Genomic DNA, 25,365 nt, shown 5'->3' on the forward strand with positions numbered 1-25,365 from the left:
GGCCGGACGGTGTTTAGCCATGCCGCAGGCAAAACGCCGAAGCCGGCGGATGGCCGCCCTGAACCGCCGCCTCGGCCTGCAGGCGGCTCATCAATTCGACGAAACTCGCCACGCTGGCCGTGCGCACCGGGTGGTAGTCGATCTGATGCCGCTCGCAGACTCGCTTGAGCGTGTTCATCGAATCATGGTCGACACAGTCGACCGGAAACACCACCAGATCCGCGCCCGGCAGCGTCGCCGCCAGCAAACCCTTGCGATCTTCCACGCCGCCGTCGTGCACCAGCAATTCGCCGCCCGCCGCCGCGACCAGCCGCCTGAGCGCGGCATTCGAACCAGGCCGTCCGCCCACATACACGATCCGTTTATCCTGCACGCCGCCGAGGCTCGCCCGGCGCGTTCCGTTTGCGTTCGCGGCGTCGGCTTCATGCAACGTTGCGCGTTCGAGCGCATCGCATTCGCTTTGCACGAGTTTCAGCAGCGTCAGCGTCTGTTCGCGACTCCTGTGCAACGCCAATGCGGCGTCCTGCTGCAGGAGCGCGCGCTGTTCCGCGGCTTCGCGCCGGCTCGTGTGCAGGGCCACGCGTCGATCGGCTTCGGCCAGGCGGTCGCGCAGTCGCTGTGTTTCGGCTTCGGTATCGTCTGCCGCGATCGTGGGATGACGCGAGGCCTGCGCGATGAGTTGGGCGATCTGTTCGTTCAGCGCGGCAACCGTCTGGTCGCGCTGCAGGCTGATTTCCTGCAGACGACTTTGTTGCCGCTCGACCTTCGCTCTCAACGCGGCGTTTTCTTCCTCCAGCGCTACCAGCCGGCGAATGTCCGCTCGATTGGCGGCGCCGACCAGATGCGACAGCATGTGCAATTCGCCGAACGCTTTCTGGCGCACCGGCATGGTTGCGTACGGGTGAGTCATCACGGCCCAGTAAGCCGGCGGGATCTCGCCGCTTTTTAGCGCTTCGTCCCATAGCTTGAGCAGTTCGACGTCGTCGGCGGCCTTGCTGAAGCGGCGGATTGCCGTCGCGTAATGCTCGTCGAGCAACTTGTTGAGCGCTTTGGCCCCGGCGCCGCCTTCGATCGCCAGTTCGACCGCGGCGTGATGAATCTCGAGATCGCCCGCGTCGCGGCCGTCGAAGCCCGTGAATTTAGGCACGAGCTTGCGCAACTCGTGCGTGCTCAGGCAGGTCCCGATAATCGAACAGTGCAGATGGCCGTCGAGTTCGGTGAGGCGGGCGCGTCGGCTGGTACTCGGCGGCGAGACCCTGGCGGGCGCGCAGCAGGCGTCGCCGGACAGATTGATGCGCGAAGGCTGGGCGAGACGAAACGGGGGCGTGTGCATGAGATGTCGATCCGGTTCGTTAGCGGGCGGACTGAAGGCGCGCGCGGAACACGCACCGCCTCTTCTTCGCGGGCACGCGGCTCGCGATATATTCGTAAAGATATAGCGGTAGCGAAAAAAAACGCTGCATAGGCTGCAACCGCGGGTCAGTCGTTTGAGTGGACGAGGGCGGCTTGCGCAGGTGGCTTGCGCGGCACCGTGCCCGCCTGGGACGTGTCGGCCCCATGCCGCGCGATCGCGCGTGTCGCCGGGCCGCCTCTTACGCCGGCGGCCGCGGCGCGCGCGTGCTGTTCGAGCACATGACCGACGCACAGGCCCACGAAAGCCGCGTCGAGTCGTTCGAGTTCGGTGACGACCCGGCGCAACGCGGCGATGTCGGTGCTGAACGCGTCCGAGAAAATCGCGTCGCGCAACTGTTCGGCCGAGCGCGCCGACTCGATCGCCGTTTTCAGGTCGCTCAGGCGCACGAAGCCCGTCGCACTCGCCTGATCGGAGAGGATCGACAGCAACTGGTTGAGCGAATGCGAGCCCGATGTGCCGACCGAGGCGAAATTCAGTTGATCGCCGGTGAGCATCAGGACGAAGCGCTGCACGCTGCCATAAAGGCGCCGATAAGCATCGACGACATCGCGGATCGACTCGGCGCGGCCTCGCTCGGAGGGCGACTTCACCGCGACGAGCGTCGACGACAGCGCATCCGGAAAGCGTTCGAGGCGTTCCGCCGGAGCGGACAAATGGGATCGGCTGCGCACTGCTGAGGGCTCCTGCGGGCTTGTTTGGCTGGCTCATGGAGCACGCGAAAAGCAGATCGCCACGCGCCCATCAACCCACCGTGATATTCCGTAGGATATAACGAAACGCAGTCAGGGTGTAGCGCGACGCATTGTCAGAAGCTTTGGTGGCGCGGCTTTCGGCGGATGGATCGGCCCTCGCGGGCTGGCTAGTCGAGCCGCGCGAAGTCGAGAAAAGCCTTCACGGCTGGCGCCCGTTCGTACTTGCGAGAGGCGATGGCGATTTCCGAGGCGATCGGCGGCCCCGCGATATCCCGGTACACCACGCCCGGCAAGGCGATGCAGTCGGCCAGCGTATGCGGCACCACGGCGACGTTGCCGCCCAGCGAGACGCAGGCGAGCACGGCGGCCAACGTGCCGGGACGTGCGCCGAGCCGCGGCGAGAAACGGCCGCGCCGCGCCACTTCGAAGGTGCCGGCCTCCTGTTCGGGAAGCACGAAACACTGATCGCGCAATTGCGCGGGCTTGAGATTCGCCGACCCCGCGAGCGGACAATCCGTCGGCAGCGCCAGCACGAACCGGTCGCGATAAACCGTGGTGGCCAGAATGTCGTCGGCGAGCGGCGTGGGCGGGCGAAGATAGGCCGCGTCGAGCAGGCCGTCGCGCAGCATGGCGACGATACCGTCCATCGGCACTTCGCGAATCGCCACTTCGACGCCCGGATGCGTCGCGCGAAAGCCGCCCACCGCACGCTGCAGGACTCCGGCATACGCCGCCGACGCCACGTAGCCGACTTCGATCCGGCCCAGCTCGCCGCGCTCGGCCAGCACCGCGCGTTCTTCGCCACGGGCGAGGTGGTCGAGCGCGGCCTGTGCCTCGGCGAGGTAGGCGATGCCCGCGGCGCTCAGCGCAACCGACCGCTTGGTGCGATGAAAGAGCCGCACGCCCAGTAAGCGTTCGGCCTCCTGAATTAGCTTGGTCAGCGACGGCGCGGCGATGCCGAGTTCGTCGGCGGCGCGCGAGAAATGCAATTGTCTGGCGACGCAGACAAAGGCATGAATATGACGAAGTTCGAGCTGCCGCATGGTGTCGAGTATTTCCATCGGGGCTAATTATTTTGTGATTCTATGGCAATGACGGGAAAGAGGCGCAGGGCTACCATGGCTGACTTTCGCTACGCTGCCGCCTATCCCATGCCATCCCTTTCCAGCACGCCGCCTGCGTCCGTCGCCGATGCGCGGCCCCTCCGTCCAGGCTTCGTACTGGCGACCGCCTCGGCGACCTGCGCGCTGATCGTGCTCGATACCAACGTCGTGGCGGTTTCGCTGCCGTCGATCGCGCGCTCGTTTCACGCCAGTTTTGCCGACGTCGAATGGGTGGTCAGCGCGTATATGGTTGCCTTCGCCTCCTGTCTGCTGCCGGCAGGCGGGCTCGCCGACCGCTTCGGCCGCAGGAAGATGCTGCTGATCGGGCTCGCCGTGTTCTTTCTGGCGTCGCTCGGTTGCGGCCTTGCGCCGTCGGCGCTGGCGCTGAACATCGCGCGCGCGGTCAAGGGCGTGGGGGCGGCGATGCTGCTCACCGCCGCGCTCGCCGTGATCGCCAACACCTTCCACGAAGGTCCGGCGCGGGTGCGCGCGTGGGCCGTATGGGGCACCTGCATGGGGCTGGCGACGACGGTTGCGCCACTGGTCGGCGGCGTCATCACGCAGTGGCTCGGCTGGCGCTGGATTTTTCTGCTCAATCTGCCCGTGTGCGCGGTGCTCGCGTGGTGCGCCTCGCGTGCGATCCGCGAGTCGCGCAATCCGCAACCCGGTCCGCTCGATATCGCGGGCAGCCTGCTATTCGGGCTCGGGCTTGCGCTCAGTATCTGGGCTTTGATCGGTTTGCCGGCGCACGGCTTCGCGAACCTCGCCACCATTGCACGGCTGGCAGCCGCCGTGCTGTTGTTCGGCGCGTTCATTCAGGTGCAGCGGGTGCGCGCGCATGCGATGGTCGATCTCGCCCTGTTCCGGCAGCCGCGCTTTGTCGCCGCCGTGCTCGCGATGTTCGGCTACGCCGCGTGCGCGCAGGTGATGATGACCTTTCTGCCGCTGTATTTGCAGAACGCGTTCGGTCTGTCGGCGGTGCTGGCGGGTGTCGGCATGCTGCCGTTCGCGCTGGCGATGGTGGTCGGGCCGTACATCGGCGCGGCGCTCGGAAGACGTCTTCCTGCCATGACCTTGCTGTCGGCGGGACTGTCCTTGATCGCGCTCGGCAATCTGTTGACGGCGTGGGTGGCCGGCAGCGAACGCTATGCGTTCGTCGCGTTCGGCATGGTCGTGACGGGGCTGGGCGCCGGGATTCTGAACGGCGATACGCAGAAGGCCATCATGGCGTGCGTGCCGCCGGAGCGGACCGGCATGGCATCCGGAATCAGCACGACGACGCGCTTTACGGCCATCGTCACCTCGGTCGGGGTACTGGGCGCCGTGCTCGCGGCCAGAACGCACGCGGCGTTTGTCGGCGCCGTGCCGCTTTCACCTGATATGAAAGCGGCGCTCGATGCCGGTTTCATCTCGCACGTGCTGGCCGGCGACACGGCGCAGGCCACGGCACATTTGCCTCTGGCGCTGCGTGAGGCGTTGTTGTCGGCGGCGCATGCGAGCTTTGCCAGTGGCTTTGCTGCCGCGTTGGGGCTGGCGGGCATCGCAGCCGCGGTGATCGCCGCGAGCGTGGGCTTCCTCGGCAGCCGGAGCGGCGTCACGTTCATGGCGCCGCGCTTGCCATGATCCCACCGGATGATGCAGTATTTCCGCACGCGGACGAATGAGGAATGCTATGCCAGCAGTAGATGCCGCATGGGAAGAATGGTTGAGCAGTAACGTGGCACGCGGTTGCAGTCCCGACTCCATGATCGACGCGATGGTGCAGGCCGGCTTTGCCGCCGATGCCGCGCGCGCGGCGGTGCACAAGACCTTCGGCCTGAATCCGGCCGATTCGGCGTTTGCTGCGACAACCGCAGCCGCCGCGACCGAAGCGGCCCTGGCAAAAGCCGCGCCGCAAAGCTTTCGATACGACGAGCCGCCCGTCGCGCGCGGCAATGTGATCCGGGCGCACGATCGCGACGTGCGAGTGCTGATGCGTTGCGAGCGTCCGCAGGTGATCGTGTTCGCAGACGTACTCTCACCCGAAGAATGCAACGAGATGATCGAACGCTCGCGGCATCGGCTGAAACGATCCACCACGGTCAATCCCGCCACCGGAAAGGAAGATGTAATCCGTAACCGCACCAGCGAAGGCATCTGGTATCAGCGCGGCGAGGATACTTTCATCGAGAAGATCGACCGGCGCATATCGAGTCTGATGAACTGGCCGGTCGAAAACGGCGAGGGCCTGCAGATTCTGCATTACGGTACGACCGGCGAATACCGGCCGCACTTCGACTACTTTCCGCCCGACCAACCCGGCAGCGCCGTGCATACCGCGCAGGGCGGTCAGCGCGTGGCGACGCTCATCATCTATCTCAACGACGTGCCGGACGGCGGCGAAACGATTTTCCCGGAAGCGGGAATGTCGGTCGCGGCGAGACAGGGCGGGGCGGTGTATTTCCGCTATATGAACGGCGAACGCCAACTCGATCCATTGACCTTGCACGGCGGCGCGCCGGTGCTCGGCGGCGACAAATGGATCATGACGAAGTGGATGCGCGAGCGCGCCTACGGCTGACGACGCGAGCCTGCCCGGCAGCCTCGCGGACGACGCCCGGCTCGCCCAGTGGGCTACCGAGCCACTGTTTCAACGCCTCGCGGCCGGTCGTGTAACCCATGCGCAGGATCATCAGGCCGATCGCCGCGCCGGCTACGTGATCCAGAATCGGCACGCCGGCGAGACTCCCCGCCAGGCCCAATGTGGCGACCAGCGCCGATACTGCATCCAGACGCGCATGAGTGGCGCTGGCCAGCAGCATCGCCGAACGGGTACGGCGGCCTTCCGCACGCAAGTAGCGAAACAGGCTTTCCTTCGCGATCGTCACGAAGCCGCTGATGGCGAGCGCGCACAGATACATTGCGGTGCCGCCGTTCGGCGTCGAGCTCTGCGCGACGCTGTTCCAAAGCATTTCCGCCGCGGTCACGATCAGCACGGCGGCGATGAAGAGCGACGCGAGCGTCTGCTCAGCGCCGTTGCCATCGTCGTGGGCGGCTCGCGCTTGCCGGTTCTGCCGGCAGCTGAGATACAGCACGATCAGCACGACGCTGTCGGCGGCCAGGTCGCTCAAGGTGTGGACGCCGTCGGCGAACAGGCCGTCCGAATGGGCGATCACGCCGAGCGTGATCTGCAGCACCGAAAGGAATGCGTTGAGCAGCGCGCTCGTGGAGGCGGCCTTAAACAAGGCTGCCGCCGATGCGTGCGGGGCTGCGGCAGTCTCGCACGGGAGGCTGGGACATGGGCTTGGGGACCGTTGCTGTTGTGGCAGCAAAGTACCCGGCGAACGTGGCACGGCGATGACAGCGACGCGCAACTGTCGCTGTCTGCGCGAGCTCCGCGCGCGTCGCGCCAGGGCGTCGTGTAGACGTTCGGGTTATGCAGTTCCATATAGCGTTCCGGGGCGGCGAGCGCCGTGAACCCATGCGGCTGATAGACGTGATGCGCGTCGCTCGTCACGAGGACGATTCTGCGCAGGCCCTGCAATTCAGGGCTGGCCACGATGTACTTGGGGTGAGTTCGCTGATCTGCACTGCGTGTCTCCTTCAATGTGGCCGGAACGTCGACGAGAACTACCGGTTCGCCCGCAGCGCCTGCGCTCAACCCTTGGCCGGGTCCTCGCTGCCGCGCGAGCCACCGCCGATGCTTTGCCCGGCATCGCGCGCCAGACCCAGGTACCCGATCACCGACACAAGCGTCAGCACGCCCGCAAACAGGAAGGCGAGGCGGAAATCGTCGAGCGTGAAAATGCGGCCGGTTGTCTCGCCATTGAAGAACGCTGCCGCACGTAGCGACACCGCACCGAAGGCGATCCCGAGGCCGATCGTCATCTGTGCTGCCGCGCTCCATAGCGTGCTGGCCGCGCTCATCTGCGGCTGCGCGACATCGGCATAAGCGAGCGTGGCCAGCGTCGAAAATTGCATGGAGCGTGCCACGCCGTAGACGAACACCACGAACAGGATCAGCACGAGCGGCACGTTCGGCGTGAGCAAGCCGCACGCGACGATGAACACGCCGGCCACCGCCACGTCGATGATCGACACCATGCGAAAACCGTAGCGCTGCAAAATGCGCGTGGTCAGCGCCTTCATGCCGAGATTGCCGAGTGCACTGGCGAGCAGCAGCAAACCCGATTTGAACGCCGACAAGCCGAAGCCCACCTGAAACAGTAGCGGCATCAGATAGGGCACCGCGCCGATGCCGATTCGCGTGAACGAACCGGTCACCACGGTCACGGAAAACGTAGGGATTTTCAGCGTCGACACGTCGATCAACGGATGCGGATGGCGCTTCGCATGCTGGAAAGCCACCACGCCCATCAGCAGGCCACCGGCGACGCATGCCGCGGCGATCCACGGATTTTCGCCGGGCTGACTCGCCAGTTCCGCACCGTACAGCACGGCGGTGAGTGTCGTGCCGCCCAACAGCAGGCCGACCACGTCGAGCGGCTTGCGCTCCTTGCCGCGCAGGTTAGGCACCAGGGCGAGCGCGATGGCCATTGCGGCCAGACCGAACGGCACGTTCAGCAGGAAAATCCAGCGCCACGACGCGTAGGTCGTGATGAACCCGCCTACCGGCGGCCCGACCACCGGCGCCGCGATCGCCGGCCACGTGATGGTGGAAATGGCCTGCATCATGCGGCTCTTCTCCGTGCTGCGCACGACGATCAGGCGGCCCACCGGGACCATCATCGCGCCGCCCATGCCTTGCAGCACGCGCGCGGCGGTGAATTCGCCGACGTTCTGCGACAGTCCGCACAATACCGACGCCACCGTGAAGACGCCGATCGCGCTGAAGAACACGGTGCGCGAGCCGCAGCGGTCGGCGACCCAGCCACTCGCGGGAATGAAGATCGCCAGCGCCAGCATGTATGCGGTCATGCCGAGACTGAGACTGTTGGGGCCGACGCCGAACGAATGCGCCATTTGCGGCAGCGCGGTGGCGATCACCGTGGTGTCGAGATACTCCATGAAAAAGGTCGCCGCGACGATGTACGGCAGCCAGCCGATGTGCGTGTTGCGTTCTTCGCCAGCGGTCATCGCGTGCTCTCCGCCGGCTGGAAGCTCAAGGAGAGGGCGTGCGCGACTGGATTGGCGCGCACGCGGACAGCGCGATTCTGTGTTGACGTCATGGTCTTGCGACTACCTTTCGAGAGCGGGTTTCCGGCATCCGTATGTAGACGGGCAAGGCAAGCATGGCCCATACGGTGACGTACCAGTAGAAATAGGGCTCATGGCCGCTAGCCCTGAATCGTAACGCAACACACCCGGCTGTACCGCCGGGAATCGCAGTGGTCGGTGCATAACGCAGGCCGACCGCGAGCGTGCGGATGCACGCCGGGTCGGCGTGCAGCTCAGTCCTTCGCGGCGTACTCGCGGTCGAGTTTGTCGTACAGCGGCTTGTTGACCAGACGCTGGCGCTCGCTGAATGGCGCAACCAGTGTGGCGTCCTCGTCGAGACGGCCGTTGCTCTTCAACGTGCCGAGCGCACGCTGCATGCCGAGCACCGCGCCTTGCAGCGCCGCGTTCGCGTACAACACGATGCCGTAGCCGAGCTTGCCGAGCGCCTCGCGCGATTGCACCGGTGTCTTGCCGCCGATCACGATGTTGATCAGTTGCGGCTTGTCGAACAGGCCCGGCAGACGCTCGATATCGGCGAGCGATTCGGTGGCTTCGATAAAGAGGATGTCGGCGCCGGCCTCGATGAAACGATGGCCGCGCTCGATCGCGTCTTCGATGCCGTGGACCGCAGCCGCGTCGGTGCGCGCCATGATCTGCAGATTGCCGTCTTCACGGGCATCGACGGCCGCGCGGATCTTGCCCACCATCTCGCTCGCGCTGACCACTTCCTTGCCGGAAAAGTGGCCGCATTTCTTCGGCATGATCTGGTCTTCGAACTGGATCACGTCGGCGCCGCTGCGCTCCAGCACGCGCACGGTCTGGCGCACGTTCAGCGCGTTGCCGAAGCCGGTGTCCGCATCGACGATCAGCGGCAGCGCGACCGCGTCGCGAATCCGCGCGGTGTGTTCCGCGACTTCGGCGAGGCCGATGAAGCCGAGGTCCGGCAGGCCGAGCGACATATTGGTGACGCCCGCGCCGGTAATGTAGATCGCCTCGAAACCGGCGTCTTCGATCACGCGGGCGCTCATCGCGTTGAAGGCGCCCGGCACGAGCAGGCCCTGGCGTTCGTTGACCTTGGCGCGAAAGGCGGCGCGGCGAGTGACGGAAGTGGTCATGACAGTGTCTCCAGAAGGATTGTGACGGTTCGGGTACGACGGCATTTTTGCAGGAACCATGCCATTTGACTGGCTGAAACGGTTTTTGCCGAGAAATCAGTATGTTAGGAGGGCGGCAGGGACACGAGGCTTCGTGGCACAATGAGTCTTTGTGTTCCATGAAACGTTTCGTGGAACGTTTCATGTTCACACGGAACTTACTGATGTCCTCTTTGACGTCATCCATTGCGCAGGCTGCTTCCGAGCGTCCTGGCGTGGCACTGGTGAGTATCAGCCGCTTGCAATCGCTTTGCGAGGCTGTCGCGCCCCGCTATGCACAGCGCGCCAACTTTTTCCCGGTGCGCGAGGGTTATGGCGCGGCCGTCGCTGCATTGCAGACTTATGTGGACGCCGGCTCGGTCGACGTCGTGCTCGCCGCCGGTTCGAACGGTGCCTATCTGCGCGAGCACCTGAACGTGCCGGTCGTGATGGTCAAGGTGAACGGCTTCGACGTGCTGAGCGCGATCACGCGTGCCACCGCGACCTGGCCCGGCGCGCAGATCGGCCTCGTGCTGCACGAAACCATCTCGCACGAACTCGCCGACTTGAACGCCTTGCTGAAAGTCGGGCTGAAGCAGCGTGCCTACCGCTCGATCGACGAAGTGCGTCTCGCTGTCGGTAACCTTGCCGCCGAAGGATGCAGCGTCATCATCGGGCCCGGTATGGCTTGCGATGTCGCGCAGCAAGCCGGGCTCGAAAGCGTGTTCCTCTACTCGCTCGGCGCGGTCGAGGAAGCCTTCGAGCGCTCGGTGGAACTGGCGCAGGTAAGTCGTCAGAAGGAATCGAAGCGCGTGCGCCTGAACACGATCGTCGCGCATCTGCGCGACGGCGTCGCCGCGTTCGACGATGCCGGCCGGGTCGAAGCCGTCAATCCGGCGATGCTGGATCTGCTCGGTCTCCAGCGCGACGACGACGTGCCCGCGCAAGTCGCCCGCGCGGTCGGCCCGCTACTGCGCGAAACGCTTCAACACGATCAGCCGATCGAGGAGCGCATCGAGCAGATCGGCGGACGCGCTCTGATCGTCAACTGCGTGCCGATCATGGAGCAGGGCGCCCGCTCCGGCTCCGTGGTGACGGTGCAGGACGCGCTGGTCGCGCAGCGGATCGACCGGTCGCTGCGCACCAGTCAGCGGCCGAGGCATCTGGTGGCGCGGCATCAACTGGACGACCTCGTCGGCGGGTCGGCGCCGCTTGAACGCGTGCGGCGACTTGCGCGCGCGGGTGCGGCCCACGACGCCACCGTGCTGCTGACCGGCGAAAGCGGCACCGGCAAGGAACTGGTGGCGCAGGGCATTCATAACGCGAGTCGCCGGCGTGGCAATCCGTTCGTCGCGTTCAATTGCGCGGCGTTGCCGGAGGGGCTGATCGAGAGCGAGCTGTTCGGCCATGAAGAAGGTGCATTTACTGGAGCACGTCGCGGCGGCAAGCCGGGTCTTTTCGAAATCGCGCACACGGGCACCATCTTTCTCGATGAAATCGGCGAGATGCCGGCGGCCTTGCAAAGCCGCTTGCTACGGGTGCTGCAGGAGCGCGAGGTGATGAAACTCGGCTCGGGGCGCGCGACGCCCGTCGACGTACGAGTGATCGCGGCCACCCACCGCGATCTGGACGCGCTCGTCGAGCAGGGCGCATTTCGCGCGGATCTGTATTTTCGTCTGAATCTGCTTCAGATAGAATTGCCGCCGCTGCGGGAACGGCGCGGCGATCTCGAGCAGCTGGCGCGGCACTTGTTGATGCGCAGCGCGTCCCAATATGGGTTGTCTGCGGCCAACCTCGAACGCGTGCTCGTGTTCCTGGCACCTTTGTTCGACGGCTATGGCTGGCCTGGCAACGTGCGGGAACTGGAGAATCTGCTGGCGCGCGCCGCGATTTATCTCGGCGACCCGGATGAGGCCGGTCAGGATTGGCAGGCCGTGTTCCCCGAGTTCGGGCGAATGAACCGGACGACGGCGGCGCTGAGATCGTCGACGGGTGCGCCGAACGGAGCAGACGCAGACTCGGCGGCCCGCGTCACGCCAACCCGCGAGAATGTCCTGCGCGCTTTGGAACGGGCCGGCGGCAACCGCGCTGCCGCAAGCCGGGCGTTGGGAATAGGCCGCACCACGCTGTGGCGGCTGATGAAGACCTGACAAACTCCCAAAGCCAATCACGCCCGATAGCCTTCACCGCCGCAATAAATAGTGTCAGGCTATCACAATCATTAAAACAATCCGCTTTACCTATTAAGCGTCGTCTGACATACTGACTCCACTTTCCAACCACTCCGAAAGAGGAATCAGCAAATGCCGATCATCAATAGTCAAGTCAAACCGTTCAAAGCACAGGCTTATCACAACGGCGATTTCGTGACCGTCACTGAAGAAAGCCTGAAGGGCAAGTGGTCGGTGTTCGTTTTCTATCCGGCTGACTTCACGTTTGTTTGCCCGACCGAACTGGGTGACCTGGCCGATCGTTACGACGAATTCAAGAAGCTCGGCGTTGAAATCTACAGCGTGTCGACCGATACGCACTTCACGCACAAGGCATGGCACGACACGTCGGACACGATCCAGAAGATCAAGTACCCGATGATTGCCGACCCGACGCTGACCATCTCGCGTAACTTCGACGTGCTGATCGAAGAAGAAGGTCTGGCACTGCGCGGCACGTTCGTGATCAACCCGGAAGGCGAGATCAAGCTGTGCGAAGTGCACGACAACGGCATCGGCCGTGACGCAGGCGAGTTGCTGCGCAAGGTGCAAGCGGCGCAATACATCGCGGCTCACCCGGGTGAAGTGTGCCCCGCAAAGTGGACGCCGGGCGCAGAAACGCTGACGCCGTCGCTCGACCTGATCGGCAAGATCTAAGGTCTCAGGCTTTAGCACCAGTCGTAGTTGGCGCCTTCGGGCGCATCGCCGTGCGGAGCGCTTTCTACAGCGATCCGCACGTGCCCGGGCCGCACGCTTCTATCCGAAGATGGGCGGCGCCGGGAACCCAACACCCTCGTCACGGAATCGAATCGCCATGCTTGACGCCAATCTCAAGACTCAGTTGAAAACGTACCTCGAAAAGGTTAGCAGGCCTATCGAGATCGTCGCATCGCTCGACGACAGCGCGAAATCGCAAGAGCTGCTGGCATTGCTGAACGATATCGGGACGTTGTCGGAACGCGTGAACGTGATCGAGCGTCGCGGCGACGCCGAGCGCAAGCCGTCGTTCTCGATCGGCGAGCCGGGCAAGCCAACGGGCATCCGTTTCGCCGGTATTCCGATGGGTCATGAATTCACGTCGCTCGTCCTTGCGCTACTGCAGGTCGGCGGCCATCCGGTCAAACTCGACGACGCGGTGATCGAACAGATCCGCAATCTCGACGGCGACTATCAATTCGAAACGTATTTTTCGCTGTCATGCCAGAACTGCCCGGAAGTCGTCCAGGCACTGAACGTGATGGCGTTGATCAACCCGCGCATCCGCCACGTGGCGATCGACGGCGCACTGTTCCAGAACGAAGTCGAAGCGCGCCAGATCATGGCGGTACCGACGATGTTCATGAACGGTGAAGTGTTCGGCCAGGGCCGCAGCGGTGTGAAGGAAATCCTCGCCAAGCTCGACACCAACGCTGGTGCGCGTGCTGCAAAGGAACTGGAAAAGAAGCCGGTGTTCGACACGTTGATCGTCGGCGGCGGCCCGGCAGGCGCGGCGGCGGCGATTTACTCGGCGCGTAAGGGCATTGCGACGGGTGTCGTCGCGGAACGCTTCGGCGGCCAGGTGCTCGATACGCTGGCGATCGAAAACTTCGTTTCCGTGACGGAAACCGAAGGACCGAAATTCGCCACGGCGCTCGAGCAGCACGTGAAGACGTATGAAGTCGACATCATGGACGTGCAGCGTGCCGAAGCGCTGATCCCGGGCCGCATCAACGAAGTGCGTCTCGCGAATGGCGCGGTGCTGAAGGCCAGGACGATCATTCTGGCAACCGGCGCGCGCTGGCGCGAAATCAACGTGCCAGGCGAGCGCGAATACCGCAATCACGGCGTGGCGTATTGCCCGCACTGCGATGGCCCGCTGTTCAAGGGCAAGCGTGTCGCGGTGATCGGCGGCGGCAACTCGGGCGTCGAAGCGGCAATCGACCTCGCAGGGATCGTCCGTGAAGTGACGCTGTTCGAATTCGGCGCGACCTTGCGTGCTGACGAAGTGCTGCAGCGCAAATTGCGCAGCCTCGCCAACGTGACGATCGTGACGCAGGCCCAGACCACGGAAATCACCGGCGACGGCAAGAAGGTCAACGGTCTGGTGTACAAGGATCTGCGTTCGGGCGAAACGAAGACGGTCGAACTCGAAGGCGTGTTCGTGCAGATCGGTCTTGTGCCGAACACCGAGTGGCTCAAGGGCACGGTGGAATTGTCGAAGCACGGCGAGATCGTGGTGGACGCACGCGGCGCGACCTCGGTGCCGGGCGTGTTCGCCGCCGGCGACGTGACCACCGTTCCGTTCAAGCAGATCGTGATCGCGGTGGGCGAGGGCGCGAAGGCTTCGCTGTCCGCATTCGATCACCTGATCCGCCATAGCGAAGAAGTTGAAGTGGTGAGTGAGGCCGAGGCGGAAGTCGCGGTCTGATGGCGTGGTGGTGGTTGGGTGAGTAGCGCGCGGCGGCCTTTGGGCCGCCGCTTTTTTTTAGAAAGTCTTATTGAGGGAGGTGAGATTGGTACTGGCACTACGGGCTCGGCCGCAAACAGCCATTCGGCCGGCGATTCGCGCACGGGTACTCGCGCAGTTCGCGGGTTAGCGACGATCGAGCGAATATTTCCCCGCGCCCGTCACGCACAGCAACAGCAATCCGCCGATGATGCTGATGTTCTTGTAGAAGTGGATCATGTTGTCGTACTGCACCGCACCGGTCATGTTCCAGTAGTGATGCCCGATGATCGCGGTGCCGAGCGTGTACAGCGCGAGCAGCAACGCCAGCGGCCGCGTGAAAAAGCCCACCAGCAACGCAATACCCACGCCCAACTCCATCACCACCGCGATCGCGGCCGACAAGCCCGGCACAGGCGCGCCGGTCGAGGCCATATAAGCGACGGTGCCGGCAAAACCGGTCAGTTTCGACCAGCCGAACATCACGAACAGCACCATCAACAGAATGCGGGCGACGAGAATGACCGCGTCCTTCTGGTTGTCGAATAAGGTGTAACGCATGATTTTTTTCTCAGTAGGGTGGAAAGGCGTGGCTTGCCGCGTCCGATGCGGCAGGCCACGCTTACATCATCAGAAGGTTCAGACTGCTCAGGCCCACAAGGCCGACGTTTCAATGTTCCGCAGATCGAACACCAGCACCTCGGCATCATGACCTTGCGTGAAGGTCAGCACCTCTTCGCCACGCACTCGCGCACCGTCGCCTTCGCCTAGTTCGACGCCATTCACCGTCACGCTGCCGCGCGCCACCTGGATGTACGCATAACGATCGGCGGCGAGATCGACCCGGGCCGTTTCCGCGCCGTCGAGCAGGCCGGCATAGATGCGAGCGTCCTGTTGCACGACCAGCGAACCGTCGGCGCCGTCCGGCGACATCACGAGGCGCAAGGTGCCGCGCTTGTCCTCAGCGCTGAAGTGGCGTTGCTGGTAACGCGGCGCCGTACCCTTTTCAGCCGGCGCGATCCAGATCTGCATGAAGTGCACCGGCTCGGTCTTCGAGTGGTTGTACTCGCTGTGCGCGACGCCCGTTCCCGCGCTCATCAACTGGATGTCGCCGGGGACGATCACCGAGCCCGTGCCCATCGTGTCCTTGTGTTCGAGCGCGCCTTCCAGCACGTACGAAAAGATTTCCATGTCGCGGTGCGGGTGCTTGCCGAAACCTTGCGCCGGCGCGACACGGTCGTCGTTGATCACCAGCAGGTCCGAAAAGCCGTTCTGCTTCGGATCGTGATAGTTGGCGAACGAAAACGTGTGACGCGAGCTAAGCCAGCCGTGCTCTGCGCGGCCACGTTGATTGGCGTGTCTGATTTCAAGCATCTTGTTCTCCTTGGGTTGTGCGATCCGGTCAAATGTTTGTCCGCGATCCATGAATGAGAGTGTAGGTCAATCCAGGAGGCTATAATCGAGCCGATATAGGAAACACTGTCACATAGAGGTGGACAATAGAAATGCAACTCGATGACATGCGGATCTTCGTCGCCACGGTCGACGCGCATAACTTCACGGCCGCGGCGAACCGGCTGTCGCTGTCCAAACAGTTCGTGAGCCGGCGGGTGATGGCGCTGGAAGAGACGCTGGGCGTGCAATTGCTGATCCGCAACACGCGCAAGCTGGCCGTGACCGAGCTCGGGCAGGAGTTCTACGAGCGGGCGCGCCGCATCCTCGGCGAAGTGGAAGACGCGGAGCAGGCCATGTCGCTGCGCCGCGCCGGACCGCGAGGGCTATTGCGCGTGAGTGCGCCGATGTCGTTTGGGATGATGCATCTGTCGCCGCTGGTGGCGATATTCCTGCGCGAACACAGCGACGTGCGCTTCGATATGGAGTTGAGCGACCGCACCGTCGACGTGGTGGGCGAGGGCTTCGACATGGCGATCCGTATCGGCGCGCTGCCGGACTCCACGCTGATCGCGCAGAAGCTCGTCGATATCCGGCTGGTGGCGTGCTGTAGCCCCGGCTATCTGCGGCGGCGCGGCACGCCCGCCACGCCGCGCGATCTGGAACGGCACGATTGCCTGCTGTACGGTCACGGTGGCGCGGTGAGCTGGGAGTTCATGGTCGACGGGGTGGTGAAGGGCGTCGAGGTCCATGGGCCGCTGCGCGCCAACAACGGCGACCTGATTCGCGACGCCGCAGTGGCCGGCTTGGGGATTGTTCGGCTTCCTGATTTTATCGTCGCCGATGCACTGAGGAGCGGGCAACTCGTGCCCGTTCTCGAAGCCTTCATGCCGGGCGCGACGAGCGTCTACGCGGTATATCCGCAGCATCGGCAAAGCTCGCTTACTATCCGTGCCTTCGTCGCATTCTTGCGGGATCACTTGAGCAAGCGCCTGCCGGTGTGAAGCCAGGCCGCGCAGTGGCTAGCTCGAACGAGCCGGCCACTGGCCGTTCCGCCGCTTGTCTTTCGTTCTGCCTAGCCGTTGCGGAAAATAAAGCTATAGCCGTTCAATGCAGGCACACCGCCGAGATGCGCATACAGCACGCGCGACCCCGCCGGAAATTCGCCGTTGCGCACCATTTCGATCATGCCGTGCATCGACTTACCCTCGTAAACCGGATCGGTCAGCACGCCTTCTAGGCGAGCACACAAGCGGATCGCCTCCAGCGTGCCGTCGTTCGGCAACCCATATTCCGGGCCGCCGAAGCGCTCGTCCAGCACCACGTCGCGACCGGTGATGTCACGCCCGAGGTCGACCTGTTCCGCGGTCTGCTTCGCAATGCGGATAATCTGCTCGCGCGTTTGCGCGGGCTTCGCGGAAGCATCGATGCCGATTACGCGTTCGGCCCGGCCGTCGGCGGCGAAGCCCACCACCATGCCGGCCTGCGTGCTGCCCGTCACGGAACAGACCACCACGTAGTCGAACTTGAAGCCCAGTTCGGCTTCCTGCTGGCGCACCTCTTCCGCAAAGCCGACAAACCCCAGCCCGCCCAGCGGATGATCCGAACAACCCGCTGGAATCGCATACGGTTTGCCGCCGGAGGCCCGCACGCTTTCCAGCGCCTCTTCCCAGCTTTTACGAAAGCCGATGTCGAAACCGTCGGCCACTAGCCGCACGTCGGCGCCCAGAATGCGCGACATCTGAATATTGCCGACCCGGTCGTACACCGCGTCCGAATAGTTGACCCAGTTCTCCTGTACCAGCACGCACTTCATGCCGAGATGCGCCGCGACGGCGGCCACCTGGCGCGTCTGATTCGACTGAATTCCGCCGATCGAGACCAGCGTGTCGCATCCCTGCGCCAGCGCTTCGGGAATCAGATATTCGAGCTTGCGGGTTTTGTTGCCGCCAAAAGCAAAACCGCTATTGCAGTCCTCGCGCTTCGCATACAGATGCACCTTACCGCCGAGGTGATCGCTCAAACGCTTGAGCGGTTGAATCGGCGTCGGGCCGAAAGTCAGCGGGTAGCGGGGGAATCGGTGCAGGTTCATGGCAGCTCCGTGGGGGTCGGTAGGAATTCGTTCGGCGCGAGAAAAAGCGGTTCGCGTTGAAGCCATGTTAGGGAAAACCGGCTGAAATGAGCTTGCGAATAAATTGCCCAACGCGTACTTTTAAAAATAGAAATCCTAATTCGAAGTAATAAAAAATTGCAAGGGTACTAATGAGCGCAATAAAAGTTCGTCGCACCGTCCGGGCGCGCCCGTCCGCTCCTGTCCTTGCGGCCGAGCCGCTTCAGTCGCTGGACCGCATCGATCGTGCGATCCTGCGGCAGTTGCAAAGCGACGCGTCGATTTCGAACGTCGCGCTCGCTGCGAGGGTCAAGCTGAGCGCGCCGGCCTGTTTGCGGCGCGTCGAGCGTCTCAAGGAGTCGGGGCTGATCCGCGGGGTGGTCGCGCTGATCGATCCGAAAGCGGCGGGGGCGGGCATGCTGGTGATCATCGGCGTGGTGCTGGATCGCTCGACGCCGGAGTCGTTCGCGGAGTTCGAGAAGGCGGCGCAGAAAGTGGCCGGCTGCATGGAGTGCCACGTCGTGACCGGCGAGTTCGACTACTTCATGACCATCCGTACACGCGACAGCGATAGCTTCAACCGTCTGCATGCGGAGCAACTGCTGTATCTGCCGGGTGTGAGGCAAATCCGCTCGTTCATGGTGCTCAAGGAGATTCTCTCGACCACCCAGTTTCCACTTTGAACGCTGTTGCAGGTCCGGCAGCCACACAAAAAGACGCGCATGCTGTCATGAATGCGGCTCTCGCGCGACTTCATATCTGGGACTGCCCGCGCTCGGCGCCACCAGCGCCGAACCGGGCAGGTGAATGAGGCGAATTTTCCGGGACGATCGTCATGACTTGCAGCAGACGGACATTCTTCAGCTTATTCGGCGCGGCGTCGCTGTTTGGCGGCACGGCGCTCTGGCGCACGGCGCAGGCCGCCGACAGCGGCGCGCCAACCGCCTACGAGGTGAACTACAGCGACGCCGAGTGGCGCAAGCGGCTCACGCGGTCGCAATATCTGGTGCTGCGCGAAGCGGGCACGGAGCGTCCGTTCAGCAGTCCGCTGAACGACGAGCATCGCGCCGGCACGTTCGCCTGTGCCGGTTGCAAGCAGGCGCTCTTTTCGTCGAAAACCAAGTTCGACAGTGGCACCGGCTGGCCGAGTTTCTGGCAACCGCTCGATCACGCCGTGCTCACGCGCACCGACACGTCACTCGACATGACCCGCGACGAAGTGCTGTGCCGCCGTTGCGGCGGCCACCTCGGCCACGTCTTCGACGACGGCCCCAAGCCGACCGGTCTGCGTTACTGCATGAACGGCTTTGCCATGACCTTTACGCCCGCAGCGGGCGGCGTCAGTTGAGCGCATCAGGAGAGACATCATGAATCTCGCGAATCGTAAGGACAGCACGTCGCGTCGCGCGGCGCTTGCCGTCTCGCTGGGAATCGGCGCGGCTGCGCTGGTGCTCGCGCAGCACATGGCGTTCTCGGCGGAGGCGGCGGTCGTGATTGCGCCGCCCGCGCTCGACGAACCCGTCTCGGCCGCCACCGCGCACGAGGAAACCGCCGTGTTCGCGGGCGGCTGTTTCTGGGGCGTGCAGGGTGTGTTCCAGCATGTGCGCGGCGTCACCCGCGCGGTCTCGGGCTATTCCGGCGGCCAGCAAGACACCGCGCACTACGAGACGGTCAGCGGCGGCGACACCGGTCACGCGGAATCGGTGAAGGTCACGTTCGACCCCAGCAAGGTCACGTACGGCCAATTGCTGCAGGTGTACTTCTCCGTGATCCAGGACCCGACCCAACTGAACCGGCAGGGACCCGACAGCGGCACGCAATACCGGTCGGCGGTATTTCCGCAGAACGATACACAGCGGCTCGTCGCGCAAAGCTACATCGCGCAACTCCAGAAAGCGCATGCCTTCCCCGCGCCGATCGTGACGCGCACCGAGCCCTTCAAAGGCTTTTATCCCGCCGAGTTCTACCACCAGAACTACCTCACGCTGCATCCCAACTCCGCGTACATCGCGCTGAACGATATGCCGAAGGTGGAGAACCTGAAGCGTTTGTTCCCGAATCTGTATCGCGACAAAGCGGTGCTGGTCGAAGCCGCGCAATAACCCAATAACGCGATCGCTGCGACCTCTCTGGTCCTTTCTGGCCTTTCTGCCCTTTCTGCCCGGCGCCGCGTTACGCGGCGCCGGCGCTCCCTCCGCTGGCCACTCTCCATCTCCAGGCTTCTATGACCGGGCCCGCATTTTGCGTAGGTGCGTCCGTCGGCAAATCTTTCGCACGGCGCTGATCGTACCCATCGCCTGTTGACCGGCTGGCGAGCGGTTCAAGGGCGCGTTTTGCCGGGCAATGCGTGTCGTTGGCTGAAAAAATTACATGCCGTAAGTGTCAATGCGGCGGTCGGCCGGGTTCGTCGAGCCATCGACATTCCGGCCGGGAACATAACCCCTTCGCGATACGCGAGATTGGAGGCTTCTGGTGTTGAACAGCCGTAGAAAGCGGATCGGCAAGCTCCGCAATAAACAAACAGGCATCGCGGCGACGTCTCTCCTGGCCGTGACTTTCGGCGGCGCGGCCGCGCTGCCGGGCGCGGCGCTCGCGCAAACGCCTTCGCCGCTGGGCGAGTGGCAATACTCGGTGGGTATTCCGCTGCAGAAGATGTGGCAGCCCAATATTCCGGACTGGCAGGTCCGGCTTGGCCTGGCGACATCGTTCCAGCCGCGCTATGAAGGCTCGGATCGCTATCACCTGATGGCCGGTCCCAGCATCGACGTGCGCTACAAGGACCTGTTCTTCTTATCGAGCGGCGAAGGCGCCGGCGTCAATTTCGCGCAGGGGCAGAACTGGCGCACGAGTCTCGCTGTCGTCTACGACCTCGGACGTCGCGCGCACGACGATGCCCAGGAATTGAACGGCATGGGCAATATCAATGCCGCGCCCGGCCTCAAGCTGGCCGGCGAATACGTCGTGTCGAAAGACTTTCCGCTCGTGCTGCGCGCCGACGTGCGGCGCTATTTCGGCGGCTCGAACGGCTGGACCGGCGACCTCGGCGCCTATATGCCGATGCCGGGCAGCACCAAGCAGTTCTTCTGGTTCGCCGGCCCGAACGTGACGCTGGCCGACTCGACCTATATGAATAGCTGGTACGGCGTGAATCAGACGCAGGCCGCGCACTCGCAGTATTCGCAATATCACGCGAGCGCGGGCTTCAAGTCGGTGGGCTTCGGTATCAGCGCCGTGTGGCTGTTCAACAAACACTGGTTCGCCACGGCCGACGGCGCCTTCGAACAACTGGTCGGTGGCGCGGGCAATAGCCCCGTTACGCACACCCGGGCAACTGGCGTGGCCGACATTTCCGTCAACTACCGCTTCTGATCGAAGATGCCTGCAGGAAGCCCGCGGCGCGCGATGCCGGCGCGCCGCGAGGTGTGCCGTGCCGGACATGGGTACATCGCTTGCTTGCTGCCTTTGATGCGTTAGTCCGGATCTCCCCACCGGCACGCCCGAATGCAAGGAGCAGATTCCCATGGCAGGCAAAACCAGTACGCAGAAACCGAGTACGCCGAAGCCCGCAGCGAAGAACGCGCCGGCGAACGATGCAAAGTCCAGAGACCTCGAGCAGTTTCGCATCTCGCCGGAAGGCGAGGCATTGAGGACCAATCAGGGCGTCAAGATCTCCGACAACCAGAACACCTTGCGCGCCGGTCCGCGCGGTCCGTCGCTGCTCGAAGATTTCATCATGCGTGAAAAGATCACGCACTTCGACCACGAACGGATTCCCGAGCGCATCGTACATGCACGCGGTTCGGCGGCGCATGGCGTGTTCCAGGTCTACGAGTCGATGAGCGAACTCACCAAGGCGGCGTTCCTGCAGGACCCCGCTGCGCAAACGCCCGTGTATGTGCGTTTCTCCACCGTGCAGGGCCCGCGTGGATCGGCCGATACGGTGCGCGACGTGCGTGGCTTCGCTGTGAAGTTTTACACGCAGGAAGGCAATTACGATCTGGTCGGCAACAACATGCCGGTATTTTTCATTCAGGACGCCATCAAGTTTCCGGACTTCGTGCATGCGGTGAAACCGGAAGCGCCGAATGAAATGCCCACGGGCGGTTCCGCGCACGATACCTTCTGGGACTTCGTTTCGCTCGTGCCCGAATCGGCGCACATGGTGCTGTGGACCATGTCCGACCGCGCGATTCCGCGCAGCCTGCGCACCATGGAAGGCTTCGGCATTCACACGTTCCGTTTCGTCAACGCGCAAGGCAAGGGACGCTTCGTCAAATTTCACTGGCGTCCGGTGCTGGGTTCGTATTCGTTGCTGTGGGACGAAGCGCAGAAACTCGCTGGCAAGGACGCCGATTTTCATCGACGCGATCTGTGGGAAGCGATCGAACGCGGCGATTTTCCCGAGTTCGAGCTGGGCGTACAGATCGTCGAAGAAGAAGACGAACACAAGTTCGACTTCGATCTGCTCGATCCGACCAAGCTGATTCCCGAGGAGTTGGTGCCGGTCAGGATCGTCGGCAAGATGACGCTCAATCGCAACCCGGACAACTTCTTCGCTGAAACCGAACAGGTGGCGTTCCATCCGGGGCACGTCGTGCCGGGCATCGATTTTTCAAACGACCCGCTGTTGCAAGGGCGTTTGTTCTCGTACACGGATACGCAGATCAGCCGTCTGGGCGGCCCGAATTTTCACGAGATTCCAATCAACCGTCCGGTGGTGCCGTTCGTGAACAATCAGCGCGATGCGATGCATCGTCAGGCTATCAACGTCGGACAGGCCTCGTATGAGCCGAATTCGGTGAGCGGCGGCTGGCCGAAGGAAACCGATCCGGCACCCGCCGACGGCGGCTTCGAAACTTATCAGGAACGCGTGGACGGCACCAAGATTCGCGTGCGCAGCGAATCGTTCGCCGACCATTTCTCGCAGGCCGCGCTGTTTTACAACAGCATGTCGCAGCCCGAGAAGGATCACATTGCGGCGGCTTATCAGTTCGAACTCGGCAAGGTCACGAAGCCGGAAATCCGCGCGCGCGTCGTCAACGAAATTCTGGCCAACTTCGATGCCGGGCTCGCGGCCCAGGTCGCCGAAGGGCTGGGTTTGCCGGCGCCGAAGAAAGGCACGGCGAAGCTCGTCGGTCCCAAGGCATCGCCCGCGCTGAGTCTGCTCAATCGCGTGCAGCCCGGCATCAAGACCTGCAAGATCGCCTTGCTGGCCGCGCCCGGATCGGACGGCGCCACGATCAAGAAGCTTCAGCAGGACCTGCAAGGCGAGGGCGCGGCGCCCATGCTGATCGCCCCGACCCTGGCCGCGATCGATGGCATGGCGCCGGACGCCACCATCGCGGGCTTGCCGTCGATCATGTTCGATGCCGTGATCGTGGTGGGCGGCGACAAGGGCGCGAAGACGCTGGCGCAGTCGGGCGACGCGCGCCACTTCGTGCTCGAGGCGTTCAAGCATCTGAAGGCGATTGCGGCGCTCGGCGCGGGTCGCGACGTGCTTGCCGCGGCGCAGTTGCCGGACCATGCCGACGGCGTCGCCACCGGCGACGACAAGCAACTGGCCCAGGTGCTCAAGACGTTCATCGAGACGGCGCAGCAGCATCGCGTGTGGTCGCGCGCCGCGCAGGCGGAGTCGGTGCCTGCATAAGCGTGCGAACGTGGTGCGCGAGTGAATCAGGTATTCAGGGATTCACTCGCGTGCCATGTAACCTGTGCGTATTCTTCGGCGCTGCCGCAGCGGATGCGGCCGCCGCCGACACGCCGGCCGGACCTTCGGGAATATCGCTTGGACGGGTTGCCTGCACGGTCTGCGGATACAGCACCAGCAACGCGCGCAGCACGCCGTTGGTCCAGCCGAAGCCATCCTGCAGCGGATATTCTCCACCGCCTGCGGAGACACCCGTGCTGGTCGCGTCCACATCGTATTTCTCGACGAGCTTGCCGGTGTGCTGGTAATAGGACACGTTGGTTTTGATCCAGCGAGTCGCGATGCTCTGTGCAATAGCCGCTTCGCTGTAGCGGCGCAAACCGATCACCGCCAGATATTGCAGCGGTGCCCAGCCGTTCGGTTCATCCCACTGTTGACCGCTATTGACCTGGGTGGTGGCGAGTCCGCCTGGGCGCAGCAACTCGCGCTGCACTGTGGTCGCTACGGCCTTTGCCTGCTGTCGGCTGGCTACGCCGGTATATAACGGGTACACCGTCGCGGCAGTCAGCCGGTGCGTCAACGTGCGATGCACGAAATCGTAGTCGCCGAACGCCTGCATCTGCGGGTCCCAGAGCACCCGCCGAATCGCGTCGGCGCGCATGGCCGCGTGCTGCTCCATGTTTTCCGCATGCGTGACGTCGCCGCGTACCCGGTAGGCCTTCGCGAGGGTGCGCTCCAGATCGACCAGCAGGCAGTTGAGATCGACCGGCACCAGCGAGGTGACGTCGACGGTTGCGAGTGTCTTGCCGTCGGCGAACCAGCGCGAACTGAAGTCCCAGCCGGTTTCGCCGCCTGCGCGCAGATTGCGCCAGAGATCGGCGGAGTCGCGCTGCGGTGTCTGCTGCGCGGTGAGCACGTCCTCACGGTACGACTCGTCGCGCGGCGTGGCGCGTTCGTCCCAATAGCGGTTGAGCAGCGTGCCGTCCGCCAGTCGCACCACGTGGCGGCTCGCCTGACCGGCGGGAAGACCGTCGCTGCCTTTCATCCAGTACGCGTATTCGCGCTGCAATTCGGGCAGGTACTGCGCGTAGACGGCATCGCCGTCTTTCTCGGCCACGAGCCGCACCATCTGCGCGAAGAACGGCGGTTGCGAACGGCTCAGGTAGTAGGTGCGATTGCCGTTCGGAATATGCCCGTAACGATCGATCAACGTTGCGAAGTTTTTCAGTTCGTCTACCACGAGCGCATGCTGTCCGCTCTCTTCGAGACCGAGCATGATGAAGTACGAATCCCAGTAGTAGATTTCGTCGAAGCGGTCGCCCGGCACGATGTACGCATGCGGCAAAGGCAGCAGCGACGACCATGGGCTCGCGCTGGCATCCGGCGCGCGGCGCAGCACGTTCCACAGCGTATCGATATGGCCGACTACATCCTGATTCGGATCGGAGACGTAGGCCTTGGCCGTGCGGGACGGCAGTGTGAAATTGCGCTTCACGAACTCAGCGAGGCTGAAGTTCGGCTGCTGTCTGGCGACGTCGTAAGCGGCCGCGATCTGCGCGGGCGCCGAGAGCGGCACCATGTCCGCGAAAGTCTTGCTGTCGGGATACAGGTGAGCGAGTTGAACGTCGCGATACAACGCAGGGTACTGCTCGGAAGGCGGGACGGGCACCACGGGCGAGGCCTGGCCCGGCGGCTCGATATGCGCGGCCTGCACGGCGGCGGCCGTCGGCGCGGGCGAGGCGGACGCGGTGGCGGCGCCCGCCAGCGATGCATGCCAGACGAGCGCCGCAATCAGCGCGGCACGCGAGGGAAGACGGAGTAAATCGGTCGAGGCGTGATAGGTCATCGGCTACCGGATCGGAATAAAACGCATGGGCGGTTGAGAGATGTTTGCATTCTTCGCACGATTGACCCGCATACCGCCCGCAAAGTTGCGCGAATCGTGTACAGCCCCGCCCAGCAAGCCTGCCACCCGTCGTTTGGGTCTCAAAAACAGCACCCATCCTGTATGATTACGCCGGTTATCGCGCGCCGCCCGGCACTACGCGGAAAACCCGAAAAATATTCCGAATCATCGCGATT

20 protein-coding genes and 2 pseudogenes are annotated in these 25,365 nt (G+C 63.7%); 11 read left to right on the forward strand and 11 right to left on the reverse strand.

The genetic code is table 11. The annotated features are described in order from the left end of the window. Positions 1 to 13: 13 nt before the first annotated feature. The 3 genes from FQ705_RS13985 to FQ705_RS13995 all read right to left on the reverse strand — a co-directional run bounded on the left by FQ705_RS13985 (position 14) and on the right by FQ705_RS13995 (position 3,149). Entirely contained in the window at positions 14 to 1,333 is a 1,320-nt protein-coding gene (locus FQ705_RS13985) for a DUF2325 domain-containing protein (RefSeq protein WP_144141842.1), read from the reverse strand. A 146-nt stretch (positions 1,334 to 1,479) separates the two neighbouring features. Beyond that, positions 1,480 to 2,085: a hypothetical protein gene (locus tag FQ705_RS13990; protein ID WP_260854481.1), complete on the reverse strand. Its 606-nt coding sequence runs from the start codon at positions 2,083 to 2,085 to the stop codon at positions 1,480 to 1,482. 188 nt (positions 2,086 to 2,273) lie between these two features. Then, on the reverse strand, positions 2,274 to 3,149 hold the full coding sequence (locus FQ705_RS13995) for a LysR family transcriptional regulator (RefSeq protein WP_144142412.1): 876 nt from the start codon (positions 3,147 to 3,149) through the stop codon (positions 2,274 to 2,276). A gap of 75 nt (positions 3,150 to 3,224) precedes the next feature. Here FQ705_RS13995 and FQ705_RS14000 point away from each other — a divergent pair, with 75 nt between their 5' ends. Both FQ705_RS14000 and FQ705_RS14005 read left to right on the forward strand, forming a co-directional pair. Then, on the forward strand, positions 3,225 to 4,832 hold the full coding sequence (locus tag FQ705_RS14000) for an MFS transporter (protein ID WP_260854482.1): 1,608 nt from the start codon (positions 3,225 to 3,227) through the stop codon (positions 4,830 to 4,832). 49 nt (positions 4,833 to 4,881) lie between these two features. Further along, the gene (locus FQ705_RS14005; RefSeq protein ID WP_144141845.1) at positions 4,882 to 5,769 is read left to right on the forward strand and encodes a 2OG-Fe(II) oxygenase; all 888 of its coding nucleotides are present in this window, start codon (positions 4,882 to 4,884) and stop codon (positions 5,767 to 5,769) included. Here the strand turns inward: FQ705_RS14005 and FQ705_RS14010 are convergent. The 4 genes and pseudogenes from FQ705_RS14010 to FQ705_RS14025 all read right to left on the reverse strand — a co-directional run bounded on the left by FQ705_RS14010 (position 5,732) and on the right by FQ705_RS14025 (position 9,481). Continuing rightward, positions 5,732 to 6,433, reverse strand: a complete 702-nt coding sequence (locus FQ705_RS14010; RefSeq protein ID WP_144141847.1) for a cation diffusion facilitator family transporter — start codon at positions 6,431 to 6,433, stop codon at positions 5,732 to 5,734. The two genes, FQ705_RS14005 and FQ705_RS14010, sit on opposite strands and share 38 nt — an antisense overlap. A gap of 176 nt (positions 6,434 to 6,609) precedes the next feature. Next, positions 6,610 to 6,756: pseudogene (locus FQ705_RS34530) on the reverse strand (GNAT family N-acetyltransferase); the annotation flags it as partial. Positions 6,757 to 6,845: 89 nt separating this feature from the next. Beyond that, a complete protein-coding gene (locus FQ705_RS14020; protein WP_144141850.1) occupies positions 6,846 to 8,285 on the reverse strand; it encodes an MFS transporter in 1,440 nt (479 codons plus the stop codon). A 314-nt stretch (positions 8,286 to 8,599) separates the two neighbouring features. Beyond that, positions 8,600 to 9,481 (reverse strand): oxaloacetate decarboxylase, encoded by an 882-nt coding sequence (locus tag FQ705_RS14025; RefSeq protein ID WP_144141852.1) that lies wholly within the window; start codon positions 9,479 to 9,481, stop codon positions 8,600 to 8,602. Positions 9,482 to 9,684: 203 nt separating this feature from the next. Between FQ705_RS14025 and prpR the strand changes: the two genes are divergently transcribed. The 3 genes from prpR (at position 9,685) to ahpF (ending at position 14,116) form a co-directional block, all read left to right on the forward strand. After that, complete coding sequence (gene prpR, locus FQ705_RS14030) at positions 9,685 to 11,649, forward strand: propionate catabolism operon regulatory protein PrpR (protein ID WP_144141855.1); 1,965 nt, start codon at positions 9,685 to 9,687, stop codon at positions 11,647 to 11,649. A 153-nt stretch (positions 11,650 to 11,802) separates the two neighbouring features. Further along, positions 11,803 to 12,366, forward strand: coding sequence for an alkyl hydroperoxide reductase subunit C (ahpC, locus tag FQ705_RS14035; protein ID WP_144141858.1), 564 nt, complete (start codon positions 11,803 to 11,805; stop codon positions 12,364 to 12,366). 157 nt (positions 12,367 to 12,523) lie between these two features. After that, complete coding sequence (gene ahpF / locus FQ705_RS14040) at positions 12,524 to 14,116, forward strand: alkyl hydroperoxide reductase subunit F (protein ID WP_144141861.1); 1,593 nt, start codon at positions 12,524 to 12,526, stop codon at positions 14,114 to 14,116. Positions 14,117 to 14,281: 165 nt separating this feature from the next. Here ahpF and FQ705_RS14045 read toward each other — a convergent pair whose 3' ends face one another. Together FQ705_RS14045 and FQ705_RS14050 are read right to left on the reverse strand one after the other, a co-directional pair. Further along, on the reverse strand, positions 14,282 to 14,695 hold the full coding sequence (locus tag FQ705_RS14045; protein ID WP_144141864.1) for a DoxX family protein: 414 nt from the start codon (positions 14,693 to 14,695) through the stop codon (positions 14,282 to 14,284). Between the two features lie 87 nt (positions 14,696 to 14,782). Continuing rightward, the gene (locus tag FQ705_RS14050; protein WP_144141867.1) at positions 14,783 to 15,508 is read right to left on the reverse strand and encodes a pirin family protein; all 726 of its coding nucleotides are present in this window, start codon (positions 15,506 to 15,508) and stop codon (positions 14,783 to 14,785) included. Positions 15,509 to 15,639: 131 nt separating this feature from the next. Here FQ705_RS14050 and FQ705_RS14055 point away from each other — a divergent pair, with 131 nt between their 5' ends. Next, a complete protein-coding gene (locus tag FQ705_RS14055; protein ID WP_144141869.1) occupies positions 15,640 to 16,530 on the forward strand; it encodes a LysR family transcriptional regulator in 891 nt (296 codons plus the stop codon). A gap of 71 nt (positions 16,531 to 16,601) precedes the next feature. On the opposite strand, the gene FQ705_RS14060 is transcribed toward FQ705_RS14055, so the two are convergent. After that, entirely contained in the window at positions 16,602 to 17,618 is a 1,017-nt protein-coding gene (locus tag FQ705_RS14060) for a 1-aminocyclopropane-1-carboxylate deaminase (protein ID WP_144141872.1), read from the reverse strand. A 170-nt stretch (positions 17,619 to 17,788) separates the two neighbouring features. On the opposite strand from FQ705_RS14060, the gene FQ705_RS14065 reads away from it, so the two are divergent. The 5 genes and pseudogenes from FQ705_RS14065 to katE all read left to right on the forward strand — a co-directional run. Then, a complete protein-coding gene (locus tag FQ705_RS14065) occupies positions 17,789 to 18,319 on the forward strand; it encodes an Lrp/AsnC family transcriptional regulator (RefSeq protein WP_144141875.1) in 531 nt (176 codons plus the stop codon). A gap of 152 nt (positions 18,320 to 18,471) precedes the next feature. Then, complete coding sequence (gene msrB / locus FQ705_RS14070) at positions 18,472 to 18,984, forward strand: peptide-methionine (R)-S-oxide reductase MsrB (protein WP_144141878.1); 513 nt, start codon at positions 18,472 to 18,474, stop codon at positions 18,982 to 18,984. 19 nt (positions 18,985 to 19,003) lie between these two features. Further along, complete coding sequence (gene msrA / locus FQ705_RS14075) at positions 19,004 to 19,738, forward strand: peptide-methionine (S)-S-oxide reductase MsrA (RefSeq protein ID WP_144141881.1); 735 nt, start codon at positions 19,004 to 19,006, stop codon at positions 19,736 to 19,738. Between the two features lie 370 nt (positions 19,739 to 20,108). Then, the gene (locus tag FQ705_RS14080; RefSeq protein ID WP_144141884.1) at positions 20,109 to 21,005 is read left to right on the forward strand and encodes a MipA/OmpV family protein; all 897 of its coding nucleotides are present in this window, start codon (positions 20,109 to 20,111) and stop codon (positions 21,003 to 21,005) included. 124 nt (positions 21,006 to 21,129) lie between these two features. Beyond that, positions 21,130 to 23,283: pseudogene (gene katE / locus FQ705_RS14085) on the forward strand (catalase HPII); the annotation flags it as partial. A 34-nt stretch (positions 23,284 to 23,317) separates the two neighbouring features. On the opposite strand, the gene treA reads toward katE, so the two are convergent. Continuing rightward, positions 23,318 to 25,129, reverse strand: coding sequence for an alpha,alpha-trehalase TreA (treA, locus tag FQ705_RS14090; RefSeq protein ID WP_144141890.1), 1,812 nt, complete (start codon positions 25,127 to 25,129; stop codon positions 23,318 to 23,320). Positions 25,130 to 25,365: the final 236 nt, after the last annotated feature.

The organism is Paraburkholderia sp. BCC1884 (assembly GCF_900996225.1).
Taxonomy (GTDB): Bacteria; Pseudomonadota; Gammaproteobacteria; order Burkholderiales; family Burkholderiaceae; genus Paraburkholderia.

Coding starts and splice junctions, on each gene's coding strand:
- FQ705_RS13985 (WP_144141842.1), bottom strand. CDS start 1,333: ATGCACACGCCCCCGTTTCGTCTCGCCCAGCCTTCGCGCATCAATCTG.
- FQ705_RS13995 (WP_144142412.1), bottom strand. CDS start 3,149: ATGCGGCAGCTCGAACTTCGTCATATTCATGCCTTTGTCTGCGTCGCC.
- FQ705_RS14000 (WP_260854482.1), top strand. CDS start 3,225: ATGGCTGACTTTCGCTACGCTGCCGCCTATCCCATGCCATCCCTTTCC.
- FQ705_RS14005 (WP_144141845.1), top strand. CDS start 4,882: ATGCCAGCAGTAGATGCCGCATGGGAAGAATGGTTGAGCAGTAACGTG.
- FQ705_RS14020 (WP_144141850.1), bottom strand. CDS start 8,285: ATGACCGCTGGCGAAGAACGCAACACGCACATCGGCTGGCTGCCGTAC.
- FQ705_RS14025 (WP_144141852.1), bottom strand. CDS start 9,481: ATGACCACTTCCGTCACTCGCCGCGCCGCCTTTCGCGCCAAGGTCAAC.
- prpR (WP_144141855.1), top strand. CDS start 9,685: ATGTCCTCTTTGACGTCATCCATTGCGCAGGCTGCTTCCGAGCGTCCT.
- ahpC (WP_144141858.1), top strand. CDS start 11,803: ATGCCGATCATCAATAGTCAAGTCAAACCGTTCAAAGCACAGGCTTAT.
- ahpF (WP_144141861.1), top strand. CDS start 12,524: ATGCTTGACGCCAATCTCAAGACTCAGTTGAAAACGTACCTCGAAAAG.
- FQ705_RS14045 (WP_144141864.1), bottom strand. CDS start 14,695: ATGCGTTACACCTTATTCGACAACCAGAAGGACGCGGTCATTCTCGTC.
- FQ705_RS14050 (WP_144141867.1), bottom strand. CDS start 15,508: ATGCTTGAAATCAGACACGCCAATCAACGTGGCCGCGCAGAGCACGGC.
- FQ705_RS14055 (WP_144141869.1), top strand. CDS start 15,640: ATGCAACTCGATGACATGCGGATCTTCGTCGCCACGGTCGACGCGCAT.
- FQ705_RS14060 (WP_144141872.1), bottom strand. CDS start 17,618: ATGAACCTGCACCGATTCCCCCGCTACCCGCTGACTTTCGGCCCGACG.
- FQ705_RS14065 (WP_144141875.1), top strand. CDS start 17,789: ATGAGCGCAATAAAAGTTCGTCGCACCGTCCGGGCGCGCCCGTCCGCT.
- msrB (WP_144141878.1), top strand. CDS start 18,472: ATGACTTGCAGCAGACGGACATTCTTCAGCTTATTCGGCGCGGCGTCG.
- msrA (WP_144141881.1), top strand. CDS start 19,004: ATGAATCTCGCGAATCGTAAGGACAGCACGTCGCGTCGCGCGGCGCTT.
- treA (WP_144141890.1), bottom strand. CDS start 25,129: ATGACCTATCACGCCTCGACCGATTTACTCCGTCTTCCCTCGCGTGCC.